The organism is Enterococcus sp. AZ177 (assembly GCF_050544585.1).
GTDB lineage: Bacteria > Bacillota > Bacilli > Lactobacillales > Enterococcaceae > Enterococcus_L > Enterococcus_L plantarum.
On the sequence record NZ_CP172944.1, the window covers coordinates 1,007,225 to 1,025,654 of the forward strand.

33 protein-coding genes are annotated in these 18,430 nt (G+C 36.1%); all 33 read left to right on the forward strand.

Annotated features, from left to right (window positions below; all coding sequences use genetic code 11):
* Positions 1–3: 3 nt before the first annotated feature.
* A complete protein-coding gene (locus IGJ34_RS04815; protein ID WP_430597334.1) occupies positions 4–966 on the forward strand; it encodes a Lin1244/Lin1753 domain-containing protein in 963 nt (320 codons plus the stop codon).
* Complete coding sequence (locus IGJ34_RS04820; protein WP_430597333.1) at positions 966–1,376, forward strand: RusA family crossover junction endodeoxyribonuclease; 411 nt, start codon at positions 966–968, stop codon at positions 1,374–1,376. The genes IGJ34_RS04815 and IGJ34_RS04820 overlap by 1 nt, the downstream gene beginning before the upstream one ends.
* Positions 1,373–1,876 carry an HNH endonuclease signature motif containing protein gene (locus IGJ34_RS04825; protein WP_111248853.1) on the forward strand — a complete coding sequence of 168 codons (504 nt, stop codon included), beginning with the start codon at positions 1,373–1,375 and terminating at the stop codon, positions 1,874–1,876. The genes IGJ34_RS04820 and IGJ34_RS04825 overlap by 4 nt, the downstream gene beginning before the upstream one ends.
* Positions 1,876–2,409 (forward strand): single-stranded DNA-binding protein, encoded by a 534-nt coding sequence (locus IGJ34_RS04830; RefSeq protein WP_430597332.1) that lies wholly within the window; start codon positions 1,876–1,878, stop codon positions 2,407–2,409. Before IGJ34_RS04825 ends, IGJ34_RS04830 begins: the two co-directional genes overlap by 1 nt.
* Before the next feature lie 12 nt (positions 2,410–2,421).
* On the forward strand, positions 2,422–2,583 hold the full coding sequence (locus IGJ34_RS04835; protein ID WP_430597331.1) for a hypothetical protein: 162 nt from the start codon (positions 2,422–2,424) through the stop codon (positions 2,581–2,583).
* The gene (locus IGJ34_RS04840) at positions 2,576–2,971 is read left to right on the forward strand and encodes a YopX family protein (protein WP_430597330.1); all 396 of its coding nucleotides are present in this window, start codon (positions 2,576–2,578) and stop codon (positions 2,969–2,971) included. Before IGJ34_RS04835 ends, IGJ34_RS04840 begins: the two co-directional genes overlap by 8 nt.
* A complete protein-coding gene (locus IGJ34_RS04845) occupies positions 2,972–3,151 on the forward strand; it encodes a hypothetical protein (RefSeq protein ID WP_430597329.1) in 180 nt (59 codons plus the stop codon).
* 14 nt (positions 3,152–3,165) lie between these two features.
* Positions 3,166–3,693 carry a DUF1642 domain-containing protein gene (locus IGJ34_RS04850; RefSeq protein ID WP_430597328.1) on the forward strand — a complete coding sequence of 176 codons (528 nt, stop codon included), beginning with the start codon at positions 3,166–3,168 and terminating at the stop codon, positions 3,691–3,693.
* Positions 3,690–3,935, forward strand: coding sequence for a hypothetical protein (locus IGJ34_RS04855; RefSeq protein WP_430597327.1), 246 nt, complete (start codon positions 3,690–3,692; stop codon positions 3,933–3,935). Before IGJ34_RS04850 ends, IGJ34_RS04855 begins: the two co-directional genes overlap by 4 nt.
* Before the next feature lie 195 nt (positions 3,936–4,130).
* A complete protein-coding gene (locus IGJ34_RS04860) occupies positions 4,131–4,718 on the forward strand; it encodes a hypothetical protein (protein ID WP_430597326.1) in 588 nt (195 codons plus the stop codon).
* Complete coding sequence (locus IGJ34_RS04865) at positions 4,711–4,947, forward strand: hypothetical protein (protein WP_430597325.1); 237 nt, start codon at positions 4,711–4,713, stop codon at positions 4,945–4,947. The genes IGJ34_RS04860 and IGJ34_RS04865 overlap by 8 nt, the downstream gene beginning before the upstream one ends.
* 18 nt (positions 4,948–4,965) lie before the next feature.
* A complete protein-coding gene (locus IGJ34_RS04870; protein ID WP_430597324.1) occupies positions 4,966–5,283 on the forward strand; it encodes a DUF5406 family protein in 318 nt (105 codons plus the stop codon).
* Positions 5,284–5,348: 65 nt separating this feature from the next.
* A complete protein-coding gene (locus tag IGJ34_RS04875; RefSeq protein ID WP_430597323.1) occupies positions 5,349–5,528 on the forward strand; it encodes a hypothetical protein in 180 nt (59 codons plus the stop codon).
* A gap of 31 nt (positions 5,529–5,559) precedes the next feature.
* Positions 5,560–5,994: a class I SAM-dependent methyltransferase gene (locus IGJ34_RS04880; protein WP_430598519.1), complete on the forward strand. Its 435-nt coding sequence runs from the start codon at positions 5,560–5,562 to the stop codon at positions 5,992–5,994.
* Positions 5,991–6,206, forward strand: coding sequence for a hypothetical protein (locus tag IGJ34_RS04885; protein WP_430598243.1), 216 nt, complete (start codon positions 5,991–5,993; stop codon positions 6,204–6,206). The genes IGJ34_RS04880 and IGJ34_RS04885 overlap by 4 nt, the downstream gene beginning before the upstream one ends.
* A 176-nt stretch (positions 6,207–6,382) precedes the next feature.
* Positions 6,383–6,682, forward strand: a complete 300-nt coding sequence (locus IGJ34_RS04890) for a hypothetical protein (RefSeq protein ID WP_146237839.1) — start codon at positions 6,383–6,385, stop codon at positions 6,680–6,682.
* 18 nt (positions 6,683–6,700) lie between these two features.
* Positions 6,701–7,102: a hypothetical protein gene (locus IGJ34_RS04895; RefSeq protein ID WP_430598244.1), complete on the forward strand. Its 402-nt coding sequence runs from the start codon at positions 6,701–6,703 to the stop codon at positions 7,100–7,102.
* 26 nt (positions 7,103–7,128) lie between these two features.
* A complete protein-coding gene (locus IGJ34_RS04900) occupies positions 7,129–7,542 on the forward strand; it encodes a hypothetical protein (RefSeq protein WP_430598245.1) in 414 nt (137 codons plus the stop codon).
* 24 nt (positions 7,543–7,566) lie between these two features.
* A complete protein-coding gene (locus IGJ34_RS04905) occupies positions 7,567–8,106 on the forward strand; it encodes a hypothetical protein (RefSeq protein WP_430598246.1) in 540 nt (179 codons plus the stop codon).
* Positions 8,103–9,452, forward strand: coding sequence for a phage terminase large subunit (locus IGJ34_RS04910; protein WP_430598247.1), 1,350 nt, complete (start codon positions 8,103–8,105; stop codon positions 9,450–9,452). The genes IGJ34_RS04905 and IGJ34_RS04910 overlap by 4 nt, the downstream gene beginning before the upstream one ends.
* Before the next feature lie 120 nt (positions 9,453–9,572).
* Positions 9,573–10,697: a hypothetical protein gene (locus IGJ34_RS04915; protein ID WP_430598249.1), complete on the forward strand. Its 1,125-nt coding sequence runs from the start codon at positions 9,573–9,575 to the stop codon at positions 10,695–10,697.
* A 22-nt stretch (positions 10,698–10,719) separates the two neighbouring features.
* Complete coding sequence (locus IGJ34_RS04920) at positions 10,720–10,983, forward strand: Gp49 family protein (RefSeq protein WP_430598250.1); 264 nt, start codon at positions 10,720–10,722, stop codon at positions 10,981–10,983.
* Positions 10,983–11,426, forward strand: a complete 444-nt coding sequence (locus tag IGJ34_RS04925) for a hypothetical protein (RefSeq protein ID WP_430598251.1) — start codon at positions 10,983–10,985, stop codon at positions 11,424–11,426. The genes IGJ34_RS04920 and IGJ34_RS04925 overlap by 1 nt, the downstream gene beginning before the upstream one ends.
* The gene (locus tag IGJ34_RS04930; protein ID WP_430598252.1) at positions 11,419–11,709 is read left to right on the forward strand and encodes a hypothetical protein; all 291 of its coding nucleotides are present in this window, start codon (positions 11,419–11,421) and stop codon (positions 11,707–11,709) included. The genes IGJ34_RS04925 and IGJ34_RS04930 overlap by 8 nt, the downstream gene beginning before the upstream one ends.
* A gap of 2 nt (positions 11,710–11,711) precedes the next feature.
* On the forward strand, positions 11,712–12,233 hold the full coding sequence (locus tag IGJ34_RS04935; protein ID WP_430598253.1) for a hypothetical protein: 522 nt from the start codon (positions 11,712–11,714) through the stop codon (positions 12,231–12,233).
* Entirely contained in the window at positions 12,226–13,146 is a 921-nt protein-coding gene (locus tag IGJ34_RS04940; RefSeq protein ID WP_430598254.1) for a head maturation protease, ClpP-related, read from the forward strand. Before IGJ34_RS04935 ends, IGJ34_RS04940 begins: the two co-directional genes overlap by 8 nt.
* Before the next feature lie 14 nt (positions 13,147–13,160).
* Positions 13,161–14,438 (forward strand): hypothetical protein, encoded by a 1,278-nt coding sequence (locus tag IGJ34_RS04945; RefSeq protein WP_430598255.1) that lies wholly within the window; start codon positions 13,161–13,163, stop codon positions 14,436–14,438.
* Between the two features lie 8 nt (positions 14,439–14,446).
* Positions 14,447–15,097: a hypothetical protein gene (locus tag IGJ34_RS04950; RefSeq protein WP_430598256.1), complete on the forward strand. Its 651-nt coding sequence runs from the start codon at positions 14,447–14,449 to the stop codon at positions 15,095–15,097.
* A 200-nt stretch (positions 15,098–15,297) separates the two neighbouring features.
* The gene (locus IGJ34_RS04955; RefSeq protein ID WP_181429572.1) at positions 15,298–15,474 is read left to right on the forward strand and encodes a hypothetical protein; all 177 of its coding nucleotides are present in this window, start codon (positions 15,298–15,300) and stop codon (positions 15,472–15,474) included.
* Entirely contained in the window at positions 15,471–16,775 is a 1,305-nt protein-coding gene (locus IGJ34_RS04960) for a hypothetical protein (protein WP_430598257.1), read from the forward strand. The genes IGJ34_RS04955 and IGJ34_RS04960 overlap by 4 nt, the downstream gene beginning before the upstream one ends.
* 46 nt (positions 16,776–16,821) lie before the next feature.
* On the forward strand, positions 16,822–17,550 hold the full coding sequence (locus tag IGJ34_RS04965) for a hypothetical protein (RefSeq protein ID WP_430598258.1): 729 nt from the start codon (positions 16,822–16,824) through the stop codon (positions 17,548–17,550).
* The gene (locus tag IGJ34_RS04970) at positions 17,543–17,941 is read left to right on the forward strand and encodes a hypothetical protein (protein WP_430598259.1); all 399 of its coding nucleotides are present in this window, start codon (positions 17,543–17,545) and stop codon (positions 17,939–17,941) included. The genes IGJ34_RS04965 and IGJ34_RS04970 overlap by 8 nt, the downstream gene beginning before the upstream one ends.
* A 12-nt stretch (positions 17,942–17,953) precedes the next feature.
* Positions 17,954–18,421: a hypothetical protein gene (locus IGJ34_RS04975; RefSeq protein WP_430598260.1), complete on the forward strand. Its 468-nt coding sequence runs from the start codon at positions 17,954–17,956 to the stop codon at positions 18,419–18,421.
* Positions 18,422–18,430 lie beyond the last annotated feature (9 nt).

The following is an 18,430-nucleotide window of genomic DNA, read 5'->3' on the forward strand; positions in this document are numbered from 1 at the left end:
CAAGTGGCAAGACCCACTAAAGATGGTCTTGATTATTTTCCTTTTGATGTAGATATGTTTGAAGACGAAAAAATAGAAGCTATTGCAGGAGAGTTTGGCATCAAAGGAGAGCTTGCGGTAGTCAAGCTGCTATGTGCGGTATACAAAAAAGGATACTTCATTGTGTGGAATGATTTAACCAAAGCAACTCTTTTGAAACGCCTTCCTGGAATGAGTAAGGAATTATTAGATCAAATTGTCATCCGCTTAGTTACATGGGAATTCTTTCATGAAGACCTGTTTAACTCGGCTAAGGTTCTGACAAGCAAAAATATCCAAGCTATCTATTTTGAAGCAACAAAAAGAAGAAAATCACCAAAACCTACTAAGTACGTAATTAGTGAAAACAATAATTACATTCCAAAGGAAGTTAATGTAGACATTAATGCACAAAGTAAAGTAAAGGAAACTAAAGTAAATAAAAGTAAAGTAAACAATAAAAAACAAGAAAAAGATTTTGTCGATGAGTTGTCCTCTAGTTATCAGTTTATCGAGCAACCTTTTGGAAGCGACAAGCTAGGAGAATTAATTGATTATTACTCTAAAAATGTTAGTCCAGCAACACCAGTCAATATTACTGACCTTGAATATGATTTAAACGATTTTAATGGAGACTTAGAACTGATGAAAGATGCAGTAAATATATGTGCCAGGGAAAATAAGAGAACCTACAACTATTTTTCTGGCATCCTCAAACGATGGAGAGCGGCAGGGGTAAAAACTCATGATGATTACCTCGATTCTGAACGCAAATGGCAAGAAGAAAAACAGGCATCGCCTAAACAATCTTATTACCGCCAACCAATTAGAGAAGAGACTATGCCAGAATCGGTAACCAATCCAACACCAGAAGCTAAGTTATCACCAGAGGAACAAGCCAAGTTGGATGCAGAAATACAAGCGTTCTTGAACGGAGGCGGTAACTGATGTTGATCACAATACCAGTAGCACCTAAGCCACAAGCTAGACCGAGATTTAACAGTTTTAACAAACGAGCATACGAAGATAGTGCTATGACAGCATACAAACGAGCGGTTAAATACCATGTGATGGCTAGTAAGCCTAAATTAATTGAGACAGGACCGATTGGCGTGTCCATTACGTTTTTTGTCTATCAGCCTAAGTATTTGTTAACCAAAAAGAAAATGGACCAAGAGCTGGCGAATGAAACACTGTACGTGGACAAGAAGCCTGATATCGACAATTATTTTAAAGCGGTGACAGATGCCTTAGAAGGTGTCTTATACAAGAATGACGGGCAGATCGCTGCAGTGACTACGCAAAAGTTATACAGCTTAAACCCGAGGACAGAAATTGAAGTGGAGGGAATTAAATGATTAATAATGTTGTCGAAGTTAAACCGATTAAAGGTAAATTAGGCTATTTCGCTGACGTAGATGGAAATATTTATTCTTTATGGATAAATAAAGGACGACATGGCTTGGTAATGGGGAATAGATTCAGAAAGCTCAATTTTTCTAAAAGTAAATCAGGTCACTTTGTTGTTTCGTTCGGCAGAGAAGATAAAGAGTTAGTGCATCGGGTTATATACCAGACGTTTGTTGGAGATATTGAGGAAGGTAAATTTATAAGGCATTTGAATGATATTAAATCAGATAATCGAGTATGCAACTTAAAACAAGGGACACAAAAAGAGAATATGTCTGATGCTATGAAAAACGGTGTTTTAAAAACGAAATTAGACAAAGAAGCTGTTAAAACCATCCGATCATTAAAAGGATATAAAAAGCGAAAAGAAGTAGCTCTTATATATCAAGTAAGTGAAAATACTATAAAACAAATTTGGAATTTCAAGACATGGAAAGAGGTAGTTTGATGAACGCAGATAACCTAGTGGTTTTAAATGGTCGATTAACAAAAGAAGTAGACCTAAGATATTCGCAAAATGGAAATGCTGTAGCAAAGTTTACTGTTGCAGTGAGTAGAAGTCGGAAAGAGCAAGACGGAAGCAGAAAAGCTGACTTTCATAATTGTATAGCATTCCTCAAAACGGCTGAGATCATAGCGGATCATTTTATAAAAGGGTCAATGATTGGCATTGTAGGTGAATTGCAAGATAACAATTATGAGAAAGATGGCGTTAAGCATTACAACAAACAAATCGTAGTTGATACGTTCGGGTTTAGAGAAAGTCGTTCAAGTAGCGATAATTCGCCACAGAATCAAAATACAGACGTTTCAAACCAGTTCGAGGGTAATTCTTCATCGAATCAAAGCAACACGTTTAAATCGCAAGATAATAGCCAAGGATCACAAGACCAATTTTTCAATCCGAATAAGCCGATACAAGACAATCCATTTAGTGGCTCGGGAATTGTCAGTGACGATACAGACGGCTTACCATTTTAAGGAGTGGATGACATGTATAAAGCAATTGGTAAAGATACAGGGGCGGTATACGGATACGCAGATACAAAATGTGACTTGTTGAGGAATTTAGATAAAAGTTTCCGCTACGACAAAAATAAGACTGGCATTTATCCAGAAGCGTTGATAATAGGGAGGACTGAACCAAATGAATAAACCGAAGTTTAGAGCGTGGAAGAAAATACGTATCCAAGAAATGTTTGACGAAGTAGTCGCAATTGATTGGTTGAACAATAAAATAAAAATCAAATATCCGAATCCTGGAGGAAATACTTTTAGGATTGATGAGGAAAGCTTAGATAACGTCATCCTCATGCAATACACAGGACTAAAAGATAAGAATGGTGTGGAGATATTTGGTAAAGATTTTGTAGAAGGTTTTTACGGTGGAACTTATGTAAAAGGGGTCATCCAATTCATAGATGGATGTCATTGCCTCCAGAGGATAGGAGATTTTCATGCAATCTGTTTGTTTGAAGTTGATAATAGAAATATTCTAGGATCAATCCACGCCAACCCAGAATTACTAAACGAGGTGGAGTAGATGCATGAAGATTGCTGTATACCAGTATGCCCGAATTGCGATGAAGAATTAGAACGTCTTTACTATTGCGTGGATTGCGATAAAGAGTGGACGCAAAAAGAACTTGATGAACATCAAGAAAGAGAAAACGAATCTTACGTGAAATGGTGTAAAGAACAACATTCAGAATGGTTTGAATAAGGAGGACACAACACATGGGAAAGATTGAGGAATTGATAGAGGAACTAGAAAACGTAAGCAGTAAATCGATAAATAAGGATTTTGAGGATGGGTATAACGGAGGAATAAGGCATGCTTTAGAGTTAGCCAAAGAGTACAAATCATCACTACCAACCCAACAAGACAAGGTTGTGGTGCCAGAGTTTGTGGCGGAATATTTGGAAATGAGAAAAGATCAATTTCAAATTGGTGGTTTAGGAGTTGCTATTATGCATGTGTTCGATGCCAAGGAGTCCCCTAAATTATTTAATTGGATGAACAACAACGTAGAGATATTCGCCCGTGCATGGCTAGACGGCTACACCGTGGAAAAAGAGCAGTTGTATTGGATTTATGATCCGATCGCAGATCAATATTTAGGTTATGACAGAGCGGAAGGGAAAGTCTGGTGGTTATTGAAGCAAAATGACGGCGCCAGAGCTGAATTGACTGATGAAGAAATCACTAAGGTTGGCGAACAATATAGGGCGTTTGCTGTACCAGTAGAGGAGGAAGCAGAATGAGCAAAAGAAAAAAATATATTCCTGCTCGAAACGTCATATTGATTACGGAATTTGACGGAGAAACTGATAAATTTGAACGCTCTTATTTACTAAACAACTTTGAAAAAGGCGGCTTTGTTTTTGGCACAAGAGAGACTGACTTGGCTCTAGCTAGGATCGGGCAAGTTACTACTGGTAAAAAGTATCATGTCGATGTTCATGACCTTAGTGTTACATCAGTTAATTTACAAAATGTGATTTGAGGAGTGTAAAAAAATGAATTACGAAGAAAAATACAAAGAACTAGTCGAAAAGATAAAAGTAACCTATTGGGCAACATAAACTACTATCCAAAATATGGAAAAATCAAAAGCTACAGACACGTCAGCTCTTAAAGCGTACAAAGATCAACAGTTTGCGATGCGGTATCAATTTGGAGATATATTGGAGGGAACACAATGACAGAGAAAACAATAGAATGGTATCAAAAAGAACTCGGAGATAGATTTCAACATTTTTATATGCAACTTGATGGATCATACAATTTTCCGAATAGCTTGGAAGGTGACTTACTGAGAATGACCCATAACATGTTGACATTAATGGAAAAAGAAAAAAGCACCCCATCCTTTGCGGTCGGGGAGTATTACAGTGATGGAAAAGTAATTTATAAAGTTCTTGAAATAGAGGAATATCCTGATACGAAAGAAGTTGGGTTGGCTGTATTAGCTTTATACAGCGGTGATCTATATGAAGACACTTACGAGATTGATTTTCCGTGCGAAGACAAACCAGCCACCGCAGAACAGATAGTAACGTTTCATCGTGCCGAGCAGTTTGCAAAACACGGGCGTAAGTTGGATGAGTTTCGTGATCGAGACATAGTGAAGTATGAGGGAGAGCTATTTTTCGCAAAGACAACTAGCGAATCGAACTTAATTAGTGTGAGTGGATTTGACGGTTATGGCTGGGAGGATATGAACGCCGATGAATTTGAACTCATCCAAACAGCCGAAGAACTGCAGGAGGTAGAGAACAATGATTAAACACTTAGCAAGTTTTACCATGGATAGTGAGTATATGGAGATTTTAGAAAAAAACGGAAATATTTATGTAGTTAATTTTGATAGTTACGATATAGAGTTTTTTGAACTAGAAGAATTATGCAGAGACTTTTATGAAGAGGCTGAGGAAGACTTTGAAATAACTTATCACGACGAAGAGTTTAAAAAAGAATGTGAAAATATGAGGCAACTTTGCCGAGAAAAGTATTAACGAAAGGAATGAATAGGGATGGAAAACTATGATCAAAATATTAGCCGTGGAGTACACACTATAAAAGTGAATTTCCAGTCATTTGAATTTAAAGGTTTTGTGACCTATGAAGTTGGAGGTGATTGTAAAGGTGTAGCACTATTACAAGTTGATCCTGACGACTTTTATGATAAAACATTCAAAGAGAACCCAATTAAACTAAAAGACTTAGGTGATGATTGGTATTCAATGGAATTAACCAATGAAGACGGAGATACCTGTTTAATCGAGGATGAATGGGACTCAATTGGTGAAAATGTAATTGGAATCGAATTAATTGATTTTGTAGAAGAATAACCCAAGAAAGGAGTGGAGGTTTGTCGGCCGACATTAAAAAGCTTTTTACTCCTTTGTGATTAAAGATGGACTACTCAATATACAAAGGTGATAACTTAATCACCACAGGCACAAAACAAGAATGCGCTGAGGCACTAAACGTTAAACAATCAACGATTGAGTTTTGGGCAACGCCTAGCAATGTAAAGCGTGACAAAGGCAAGAGGACGGTTGCTGTTAGATTGGATGGTGATAGCTGTGACTAAAAAAATATTAGATGCCTGTTGTGGCAGTCGTATGTTTTGGTATGACAAACAAAATAAAGATGTCCTGTACATGGATAACCGACAACTAGATGATACTCTCTGCGATGGTCGGTCATTAAAGGTTGAGCCTGATGTGGTAGCAGACTTTAGGTTCATGCCGTTTGATGATAATAGCTTTTATCATGTGGTATTTGATCCACCGCATTTAATCAAGGTGGGCGAAAATAGTTGGTTGGCCAAGAAATATGGAAAGCTTGACGAATCGAATTGGAAAAGCGATATCAAACAAGGTTTTGACGAGTGTATGAGAGTACTTAAGACTAACGGTACACTTGTTTTTAAGTGGAACGAGGACCAGATAAAACTAGCTGAGATTTTAAAGGTGATTGATTACGAACCTCTTTACGGCAACAAAAGAGCGAAAACTCATTGGATTGTATTTATGAAAGCAGGTGATAACCAATGATTAAAAAAGGCGAAAAAGTAAAATATATCGGAACAGGGGTACGTAAATATACTGGTCAACTACTAGAAGTAAAGTCTGTCGGTAAGAATTGTGTGATCCTGTATTTCCCCAAAGCTGACAGGCATCAATTGGAGATTGAAAACGGCGGCGGGATTTGGAAACAAGACTCTTTGCTGTGTGGACATAGTGAGGTGGAGGTGGTAGAGGTATGAAAACTTACAAACTAATTTGCAAATCACACAAGGGTGACTTTGGGACACTGACACTAGAACAGCCAACTAGAAAGGCGGCTATCAAGTGGGCTATGGAGTGTAAAACGGTTCAGAAAGTAGTTAAAGTAGAGGGGGTTTAACAAATTGAGTAGCTGTCACAAAGTGAGGTGTGTGTAGTGACAAACAAAGACAGACAACTAACAGATGAATTAAAAAAGAATGTTATTCTGGCTGACTTGGGTGATCAAGAAGCAAAGGCGAAAATAGCAGATATATGGGGAGTATTCAGCACTACAGATTTTTTAGATAAATGTGATCCAATTATTGTTATTTATCCAGATGGAGAATCAGAAATTTACCGTAGTAAAATTAAAACAATAGAAGCGTGTAAGATTGCTCATAAGACGTTACAAAACTGCATAGAAACTGGAAGTCCTGACCGAATGGGCAGATGCTACGATTACGTAATTAGATAAGTGGAGGGAAAAACAAAAATGAAATTAACATCAAAATTTAAACTAATCGAATTAAACAATGTGGAAAGAGAGCCAAGAGTTTTAGTTTCTCGCCACGCAATAAGATTTAATAAACCATGTTCCGAGATGTTAGGTTATGCGGAATACGTTAAATTATATCTTAATGACAAAGATGGTATGATTGCTTTAGTACCTTGTACGAAACAAACGGCTGGTGCTACGAAATTTTATCGTCCAGCTAACAAGAAATGTAAAAACGCATCTTGGGGAAACAAGCGGTTCATAAATTTACTGGAGAAAATGGGTAAATGGGACTTGGAGAAAAAAAGTATGGGGCTTTATCCTAAGTCATTAGAAGATGGAGGCATTTACTTTGAATTATCTGAAGCAAAAGAGATTAATCGGGGAGATAAAAATTAAAATTTATATTTCAAGGAGGATTACGAATGGATAACAATATCTCTGATTTTCAAGAAACGGCTTTGGCTAGCTTTAAAAATGTTCACGGGTTTAAAATTATTAATGTTGATGGTTATAGCAAAATCGAACCTCCTGAACCCAGTATGCCAGACTATGTCGTCAAAAGAATAAGGTACTTTACTAAAAACGGAATATCCATAAGTAGAGAGGGAATAAACTTTTATAATTGTTTGAACTTCGTTTTAGCTTACGATGAGCAAGCACAAAAGAATAAATTCGAAGTTGAAGGTCATGGAGAATGGATGTTTCTAAACGAAAATTTTATAGAGTGGCGTGATACTCATCATGCGGATAGGGCAGCAGAAATAGCCGTAGCGATACTATACGGCACATGTGATCCAACTAATCATTTAAAACGTTTAATTAATAGAAGAATTTAAAAGTAAAGGAAAAGAGGAGAAATAATGAAAAATAAGCGAAAAAAGAAAATCAATGCTGATAGACTAACGCCAAGGCAAGAAAATTTTGCTTATTTAGTAGGCTATGAAAAATATACCTACAGTAGCGCATATAGAAAAGCATATAGTAGCGACAAGATGAAAGAGCAAAGTATTTGGACTAACGCTAGCTCTACGGCTAAGATTGCTAAGGTTTCAAATAGGATTGACTATTTTAGAGAACAAAGGCTGAAAGAAGAGAGAAGAAAATTTAAATGGACTATTTCAGAAGCGGAGTCAGAACTAAGAACAGTTTTAAAGAAGAATAAACAAGACCTGATTCGTGCGGAAGAAAATGGAGAATCAGCAAAGCATGCTACAAATGATGCTATCATTCGAGCGGTAGATGCTCTTAATGCAATGTCTAAACGTATTGAAGACGATGAGAATGAATTAGCATTACGGAAAGCTAAAGCAGATGCGGAAACGGCAGAGATTAAAAATCGTATTCTCAAAGAGAAAGTCGGAGATGAAGATGACAAGACCATCTATGAGATAAATCTATGACGTTGGTACAATTTGATTCTAACAAAGATGTAATAAGTAAGCACAAACCGTTATTCGATCGGATAGCAGGAAAAATAGACGAGGACACGTTCATCTTATCTGGTGGGCGTTCTTCGTTTAAATCTTATGATATTACACTAGCTATACTAATCGACACAATTGTACATGCATCAAGAGGGATTGTGACAAATTCTGCAGTTTTCATGAATAAGCAAGAGGATTTGAGAGATGGCGCATTTAAGTTGTTCAAAAATGTTATAAGAAATCTTGGAATGGAAAAAGATTTTATTACCAGGGAAAAGCCGATGTTAGTAAGATATAAAAACGGTGCTGAGATAAAATTTTATGGATTGAATATGCAACAAGGGAAAAAAGGAAATGCGGTTTCTAACTTAATTTGGAAATGGTATGAAGAGTGTGACCAATTCGACAGCCCAGAGACGATAAAATCAACTGATGATACATTGCTTAGAAACGGAATCAAGGGTGAGAGGATTAAAACAGCTCTTAGTTACAATCCGCCTAAGAATAAACATCATTGGATATTCGAATTTGTTAAAAATAAAAAAGCATTGAAAATCCATACAACTTACTTAGATGATGATACTAAACTAGGTATACTTAATGAGCAGCAGTTACAAGAGATAGAATCAATGAAAATAACCGATTACGCTTGGTACGTTTGGAATTATTTGGGGATCGTGCCAGAAAATGCGGAAGTAGACTTCCCTAGTCCCGTAGTCGCAACAGAAAAATTAGAATTAACTGAACATGACTATATATTCGCTGGTATAGATAGTGCAACTAAAGGGAAAGATAGTACAATGCTGTGCTTGATGGCCTACAACACCGAGACATACACATTTAAATTAATTGGATTCCAAACTTTTGATGATGAATGGATAGATGGGTATACATCTTACAAGGTTGGGGCAGATGTTACAGCCGTCCTGATGCAAGCTAATGTCAACTCCGTCTATATTGATCCAGCACACGGACAGCACATTATCGATTATGTAGCAACTCATAGTGATGGAATAACGGTGGGGAGTATCGATTTTGGAAGCAGTGTATCGGATAAAGCGAAAGGTAAAACAGCTTTAGCATTAAATAAGCGTGCTGAAATGTATCTGAACACGAGCGAACAACTAAGGAACAGAAAAGTAGTCAGTTATTGTGAATCAAATGAATTATCAAAGGAGCTAGATGCAACTGAATTTATAACTGATGCTAGGAAAATCAAGGTAATACCGAAAGATGTCATCAAGTCACGAATCGGAAAGTCACCCGACTATGCTGATAGTTTCGTTTTATGCATCCAAGCAATATATGATTTCATGCTATAAAATACGTCCTCCTTACTTGGTAACAGGTAAAGGGACGTATTTTTTATTCCGTGATACCATAAAAAAATAAGCGAACACACGTGCTAAATTGCATGTTTATGAAGGAATCGAGGTGTTATTGTGAGTGAATCATGGCAATGCCCATATTGCGAAAGCAACAGCTGCTACGGGGAATGCGAAAACTATTTAATTCAAATGATGAAACGTGGCATTGATAGGGAGAAGCTAGAACAAATATTTAAAGAGATACCCATGTTTAATTACGTTTTAAATTCTAAAATTGCATCCATCTTTGGGACTGAAATAGAGGTAGCGAAAGATTCGAATACAAGCGAAGAACACACATTCAAATTTAAGCAATTTCTTTTTAGCAAAAACGGAAATGGGAAAACGAATTTCTCTGAATTAAAAAAAGTGTTACGAGAAAAAGAGATTTTTGGCAAAGCATATCTTTTTTTTGATCCAGGGGAAGAGGGAAGTAAACCATGTTTGTATTATCTCGGATATGATGATGTCAATGTTTTTAGACCGGTTAAGCAAGATGCGATTATCAATGAAGTTAGTTACTACACAGTAGGTGAGCCTGATGTTCCGGATAAAATCGATTGGTCTAAACATCCAAAGGGTTATATCAGAGATGATAACGGATATATCATCAGCAAAGAAAACATGCTTATATTTGATTGTGATTCCTATGTTTTAAACTCTGATCTTATGCGATTGCAAAACTTGCTACAGATAAACAGGAAAGTGAATGAAAGTACAACTTATCGTGATTACGGGAATGTTTTTGTATTTCCGAAAGGTAAAATTTCAGGTGCATTATCTGCCACTGGACACCGAATAAAAGACGAAGTGAACAAAGCTGTCCAGAAGATGAGAAACAAAGTAGCTAGTCTAATAAAGAAAAACAACACCAAAGATTCAAATGTAATCATGCTAGATGAACAGTATGAAAAAATTGAGCAAGTAAAACCTTTGACGGTAATTAAGGATTATGAGTTTTATTGGAAAAAGCAAGATGACATTATTTCATCTGTTGTCAATTTCCCAACTATTCTTTTAAATCTTGGTGAAGCTTCAGGAAATATTAGCAAAGAAGCTTTGATAAAAGATGCAAGAGCTAATTTCTTGTATCCACTTAAAAACGACACAGCAAATGTTTTAAGCATGTTATGCGATAAGCTTTTTAACGAAGAAGGTTACTACATCAGATTTGCTGATTTTGAAGATACAAAAGTATAAAAAGAAAAGAGGGATAATCAAAATGTTAAAAACGGTCACTAAAGAACAGATTGATAATTTAATAAAAAAATCCGAAAAAGAAGTTTTTCATAGAGTGTTCGGTAAACAATGTGTCGTAATTATCAAGCTTGAAAATGGATTTACTGTCGTTGGTGAATCGGCTTGTGTTGATTCTTCGAATTACGATGAAAAAATAGCCTATGACATAGCGGTGAAATCAATAGAAAAACGCTTGTGGGAATTAGAGGGGTATTTATTACAAACAAGATTGAGAGGGAAAGCATAATGCTAGCTTATACACATAAAAACGGCAATATAGCATTGCCAATACAAGAGTATGACAAATTACAACAAGAAAATTTGAAATCTATTAAATACGAAGGGATGGGGATGACTGAATTTAACAAACTTTCCTCATTTAACCCGGATATCAGATTTAAAAATGTTGCTCGTAGGAATCCTGATGGCTCTGTAGACGTTGTTATTAGCGCATCAGTGGTAGATGAGATTCCGACAGGTTTCTTGCCTAAGAGAGCTTACAAAGCACTACACTTTAAGAGAAAAGAAAAACTAAACCCGCTATCAACATCTGCCTATGCAGATTTTAATGTTATTACAGTTTCTTCGGCAGACATAATCTCACAGTTCAAAGAATCCTTACCCGTTGAAGAAGTTAGTAATGTGTTGGTAGAAAGTATAAAGAAAGGAAAGGTGAATTATTTTGGCTAGATATATTTATACTGCGGCAGAAGTTCATTCGAATGGTGAAACCATCAAACTTACAACTCCTGAAGATGCAGAACGTGTTTATATGACATTTCCGCATGTTGGAGAAATGGTGACTGGTGATGGCAAAACACAATACTTATTTGCTCCGGACGGCGGATCCTTTGCTACATTGACTATTGATCCTGCTAAACAAGGATTAGGCGAGAAACCACAATGTAATAACTACAATGATTGTGTGACTAACTCCCCTGAACAAGAAAACCCAGGAACAGGAGGCGTATAGTTTTGAATAAAGATGAAATCAAAGCGAAATTAGATGAATTGGAAGTCGAATACGACCCTAATTCTACCAAGGACGTTTTAAAAGCTTTATTAGACGAACAACAATCAAAAAACGAAACACAGACAAACTTGTTAGATGTAGTCAATAAAGCAGTTGTTAAAGAAGAAGAAAAAGACGAAACCCAACAAGACGATACAATCGAAGTATTGAAATCACGTCCCTACGGAACTCTTACGAGAGGTCAAAGAGAGTTGTTGAGACAAAACTCACCTGAGTATACAAATGTGGATGGCGGAATTGACGTTGTGTTGAATGGTCGATTAGCTACTGAAAAAAGATTAGTGAAAGATGCTGATAACAACTGGGTATCGTTATTCAAAAATAAAACCTACTCATTATCTGAAAAAGATTATAACTCTCTGAAAGATGCACAGGTAAGAGTTAAAACAGAAGCTACCAAAGACAAGTGTTGCGGTAATGCTGAATATGAATCTGTTCCGTTATTGGTAAAGGTAGATGCCTGATTTATTTTTAAGCGGAGTTGTTGGCGATGAGATAACAGCCAAAAAAGTGAGAAATTTTCTTGCATCTGAAAAATCTGAAAATATCACTGTTGTTATTAATTCTGTCGGTGGCGATGCGTTTGAAGGTATTGAAATTTATAACTTGCTATGCGCTTGTGGAAAGAAAGTTACAACTGTTATCTCTGGTATGGCAGCTAGTGCAGCTTCTGTGATATTTTTGGCTGGCGATGAAAGAATAGCTATGGCAGGAACTTCATATATGATTCATAAGCCAAAAGGCCTTTCTTATGGTGAGTCTCATGCTTTAAGAAAAGATGCCGAAATGCTTGATAAGTTGCAGGAGAACGTTGAAAATATCTATCACGAAAAAACTAATATAAATAATATTACTAAAGCTGTTGATGACACTAACTGGTATACAGTATCAGAGATGAAAGAAAAAGGAATTACTAATTCTGAACGTAAAATTATATTAAATATTTCTGCAGAAGACGAAGAGATTGACCCTACTTTTAATGCAAATATAGAAACGGAGGAAAAAACAGAAATGGCTCGTATTGATGATTTAAAAGCAGAACTAGAAGAACAAAAGAAAATCAATGCTGAATTAGAAGAAAAAGCAGAAGAAGCGAAATTGGAAGCTGAACTTGCTGAATTAAAAGCGGCAAATGCTGCAATGCAAACAACGGAACCGCAAACTGTTGCGAAAGGTGAAGATACTATAGAACCTAAAGCAGCAACAAAACCTAACACAATTGAAAATGCAGAAGGATCTACAAAACCTGCGGATACAGTTGTTGAAGAACCTAAAGAACCGAAACAGCCTGAAGTGATCGATACAAAAAATACAGTAGCGGAAACTACTATGAAAAATGAATTGCCTGCTTTTATGCAAGCATCAAGTAAATATTAGAAGGAGTGAATACCTTGAAATTAGTAAAAGATGTAGAAATCAAAGAAGGAACGCCAACATTACGTTCCGATAATCCAATTCTTGCTGTCGATAGTCTTATCGGTGGTGGACTACTAGGCAATAACTTAGCGCAATCAATGTTCACAGCGTTAATTGAGCATGATGAAGGATTCACTTATTTATTAAATACTCAAATGTCACGTCAGTTGAAAGCGATGCGAGATGCATCTAATGCTGGTGATAATGTTCCGATCTTCGGTTATGACAAAGACCAAAACTTAGTATTAGAAAATATTCCAAGAATGTCATTCAGTCCGATGACAGCTGAAGCAGATTCTTGTTGTGTTATCGCAGGAGATTTACAAGTATGTAAAGATGCAACGATTCTGAAGGAATTATGTTTAGAAAAATGCGATAAAGGCATTTCAATTATGGCTAAACAAATTGGAGTAGCGGGGCCTAATAGTGCGGTATATGCTGCTTACAGACAAATGTCGCTAGGATCAGGAATTCCTAAAGAAGCTTTACCAACAATTGAAGCATTTGAGCAGTTAGGTTTAATTGCACAGTTTGTAGTATTAAATATGCTGACATTCTTAAACGGATTGCTTACAACAGAGCAAAACGGTCACATTGTAAGACGTTTCAGCGGATTGGCTCAAGTATATACAAATCCAGATGTTTACACGGTAGATGGTTCTATCGGTATTCTAGAAGTATTTAAAGAAGTTTCAAGTCGTATGCATGCAATTGGTAAACGTTACTTCCGCGATGCATTCTTTTTAGCAGATAAAATTGCTTATTCTGCAATTGTTACAGAGGTTCAAAAGAAAGCTGATGGAAATTATCCTTCTGGATGGTCAGTGCGTTCAGAACAACGAACTAGCCAAGATGGAACAACATATACAGATGATGTTTACTATTACGAAAACATTCGAGTAGTAGAAAGTGGATTGGTTTATGTAGATGAGACTGAACTTACAGGTAACATCTTACTAGTTCCGCAAACTGTTGGTGTTTTCTCTGCTGTTCCTTTAGATGTGAATGCTCGATTCATTTATAACGAATTTTCAAAAAATGATTCAGCCTTTGTTCATTTCGAAAAAGGGAAGACTGCTTATCCAGATTGCTGGAGCGCTTGTACTAGCTTAACTAATATGGGTGCTGTTGTATCAACAGAATCTAACTTACTGTTGGCAATCACAAATATTAAATCTAGCTATACACCTAAAGTATTAAAAGGGATTGAAGGGCTAATCAACGTTAACTCTTATGCTCCTTTTATTAAATAGGCAAGTTTATGATCGACGTATATTTACAACAAGTGAGCGATTGCTGTTCTTGTTTCGAATGCGGAGATGAAGAGCAAAAACGAAATGCAGTTTTAACCGCACTTGAGACCTGGGGAGACTCAACATGCGGTAACTGGATTGACGATCATTTGTTAAAACTTAGAATCCCTTTATCAAAAGAATGCGGCGGATGTTGCCCAAGAACATATATTGTTAACCTTACAGAAACTTGGGTTCAACCAGAAACAATCAAAGTGAAACTTCGTATGTGGACAGGTATTAAACAGGAAACAAAAGAACTAGAGTTCACATATGATGACTTCACGCATGATTTGTTGATTGACCTCACTAAACAAATAGATTGCTGTAACAACTGCTCTAAGTATGAATTATTACTTGAGTACGTAGTAGGCACAGATGAAATTCCTCCAGGATTGTGTAAATGGTTCTGCTCTATTGCAAAAGTTTACATGCAACTGAATGACGTAGAGTGTGCATCTTGCGGATCACAGGATGACGTGGCTATCGTTGAGGTAGACGGTACGAAAGACTTGTCGGCAACATATAAACGCATAGCAATTAGTTACTTTAGTAAGGTTATTGAAAAATATTCACTCTGTGAATTGAAATCAATAAAAGATTGGACTGTTGTTAAATGATTCAAATTGAATATCTAGGAGAAAAAGAGGACGGTACAGTTTGCGGATCATGTAGAGGTTCCAGGAATATCCCAACAATAACAGTAAAGAAAATTTACGGTAGAACTTGGAGAGTCGGAAAACCTCAAGAGGTTTCACTAATTGAATTCAGCAAATTTATGCGTACTGGACTGTTTAAAAAAGTGTAAAGGAGAAAACACATGGCTAAAGAAAAAGAAAGCTATAAAGACCGATTAGAAGCTCGTGCGCAACGTGGCGACATGACACATCAAAAAGAATTTGCTTTAAATGTTCGCCAACAAAAAGAAGAACAAGATAAGCAAGATGATAAGCCGAAAAGTCGCACTACTAAAAAACAGGAGGGGTCAAATCAATGAGTTATTTAGATAAATGTCGTCCAAACTTTAAATCTCGTGCATTTGGTAAAGTATCGACAGATTCTGTTGCTTGGTTTACCAAATTGCGTAATCCTAAACAATGTAATATTTTTGGATTCCGAAATTCAGAAGTTACTGATGGTTCTATTCTATTTTCTAAGTTGTTCAGCGATCGACCAGATGAAGTAATTTGTGGTTTGCAAAAATGCGATATGACAGGAACGCTTTTTGTAACTCCTGAAACTCCAGCAGAAGAAAAAGAAGTTTCAACCTTATTAACTACAGAAGTAGATAAAAACAGTGAACCTTTCCAATATGGATATTTACGTGTACTTGTTAATGGTAAAAAAGGTGAAAAGTATGATATCACCGTTAAAAATAAAGGCAACGAAAATGGTAATAAATTTAATGTTACTCTAAGCGATGAAGGTTGGAACGCTATTGTTCTTGAATTATTTAATCCTGATGAAGTAGTTGGTACGGGTTGGATTGGAGAACCAGTTGGATTTTTAGTTACCGTAGAACCTAAACAAGATACCAAATTTATGCTTTCGACTTTGGAATTATTCGAAAATGCATATGACATGGTGAAAGACCAAACGGTTGGGTTTACATGTGTTACTGATTTCTCTGGGGACCCTGCTTTAACTATTACGGAAGATACTTGTTCAATCCCTTCGTATGATGACACAGCGACAACAATTGAACGTTCGATTACAGCTAGCAAGATGATTGGAGAGCTAGGAGACTTCGGTGGTCTGTATAAACGCATCGACAAATCTCAATTTCCAGTGAAACGTAATGGTAAATTTAAAGCGGCTGCTAAAACATTAAATGGTGTATCCTATGCAGCAATTGAGATTCCTGATTTAGCAGCAATTCAATGCCCTCATTTAGTTGTCCAACCACAAAACTGTGAATATGAGATTTTACAACATATGCAAGTGGATGGAGCCGCTAGCAAAGTAACGATTCCGGAAGATATGTACTTTTTGGATGGGGAAACTGTTTACGTTAAAGCAACTTATGTTGATGAAGAATTTGTTATTTCTTATCCTAAAATGGAAAATGGAACAGCATGGGAGATTACAACAAAAGAACTCAACGAAGCTAGATACTACATGGAAATTACAACTCCTATCGGTAAAGATGAGTATTTATTGCAAGCTGACAATGTATTCGCCACTGGACTTCCATTAACATGGACCAACGCAGCGGGTACAATCACTATTCCTTATTCTATGGTCAAAGATGATGACGGTAAATTCGGAACGTTGGTTAAACTTGACAATAGTAAGTAAGAAAGGGAAGGAGTAAGAACATCTTACTCCTTTTTTTGATAAGACTATGGATAAAAATATTACTAAGCAAGATGTCGTTAATGCATTTACAACCAACTATAGCCTTGCACCACCGTATATTAGAGTTGATACCGATGGTCAATACATCCTTACAGGTCAATCTGATTTGGCAACAGGAGAAATGCAAGAATATGGTGAAATTGGACAAGGGAAGCTAACAGCGCTTAATCATACTATTACATTGAGCGCAACTATGGTCTTAATTAAAATTATCGGTAAGTTATATGACGAAGATATGATGGATTTTGAAGATGAAGAAATAATGTCTTTTCTAGAAGGCAATATTCTTGATGTTCTAAATTGTTTTTTTAGAGATAAGACTAAATTAGATTATTCAGATGAATTGGCATATGCATTCGTAATGGCTAATAAGCAACTTATCAACGAAGCTCTGTACAACGTTACTAATGACAAAGAAAGTAATATTGTTATTTCTCCTCAAGAAATAGATGATTCACTTGAAGGAAGCCAATTTATTGATCCTTATATCAATATTGCCCACGAAATAGCAAAGAATTACAAGATGAGACCGTATGACATTATTTCTAATTGGTCAACTTCAGAGTTGATCGTCACATTTGCGAAGATATCTAACGATAATTCACTAAGTTCGTTTATTAATTACAAGTATAGCCAGCCGAAAGCACCTAAACAAAGAGCACCTAAGAAGCAAATATTTTATTTTAAAGAAATTGCAGGTGATGAAGATGAGTAATCCGTTTGGGGGTAACGTCTTCGGAGCAATGTGGGAAGAAGTAGAAAAAAACACCGAAGAACGTGCTAAAGACTGCAAACGAATAATGAAAGATGTCATTAATAAGAAAACAGGAGCTTTAAGCGATGCTGTTGAAATGGATAAGAAAACTGATGGAAGCTTCCTAGTTGGCATTAATGAAAATAAGTTAATGTCAGATCCAAGAAACGCTGGAGGAGTTAATTATGTACCTTATTATTACTATGGTTCAAAGCCTCATATTATTCGAGCCAAAAATGGGAAGGCATTACATTGGGTAGTCAATGGTAAAGATTATTACGCAAAACTGGTGAGGCATCCAGGCAACAAACCACATAATTTTATACAAGATACATTAGACAGAATGAGATAGGAGAGAATTATCATGACAAAAACTAAAGAAGAATTACAGAGAGAATTACGCTTATTAGAGGAAAAAGAACAAAAAAATATCATTGATGACACACACAGACTTACTGTAATCAATGATAAGTTTGAAATGTTTGAAATTGATGTAACTCCTAATTATGATTTCGATTTAGCAGAAAAAGCTAAAATTACAGGATTAGTTGCAATGATAGAAGAATCATCAAAAAAAATAAAGAAAATAATCAATAAAGGAACAAAAGCAAAAGTTTATGAATGGGTTGAAATCATCACGTTATTGGATTTAGTTTTCGAGGAAATCTTTACAATGATTTATGATTTAAAAGATTATAAAACACCTAGCTTACCTAATTTGGACTTATTTGAAATTTTCTTAAATGAGAACCAAGATTTTATTAAAGTACAAGCTAAAACGCTAACGGAGCAAATGGATAAACTAGCAGAAAAATACAACGAAAAAGATTAACAAAGCGAA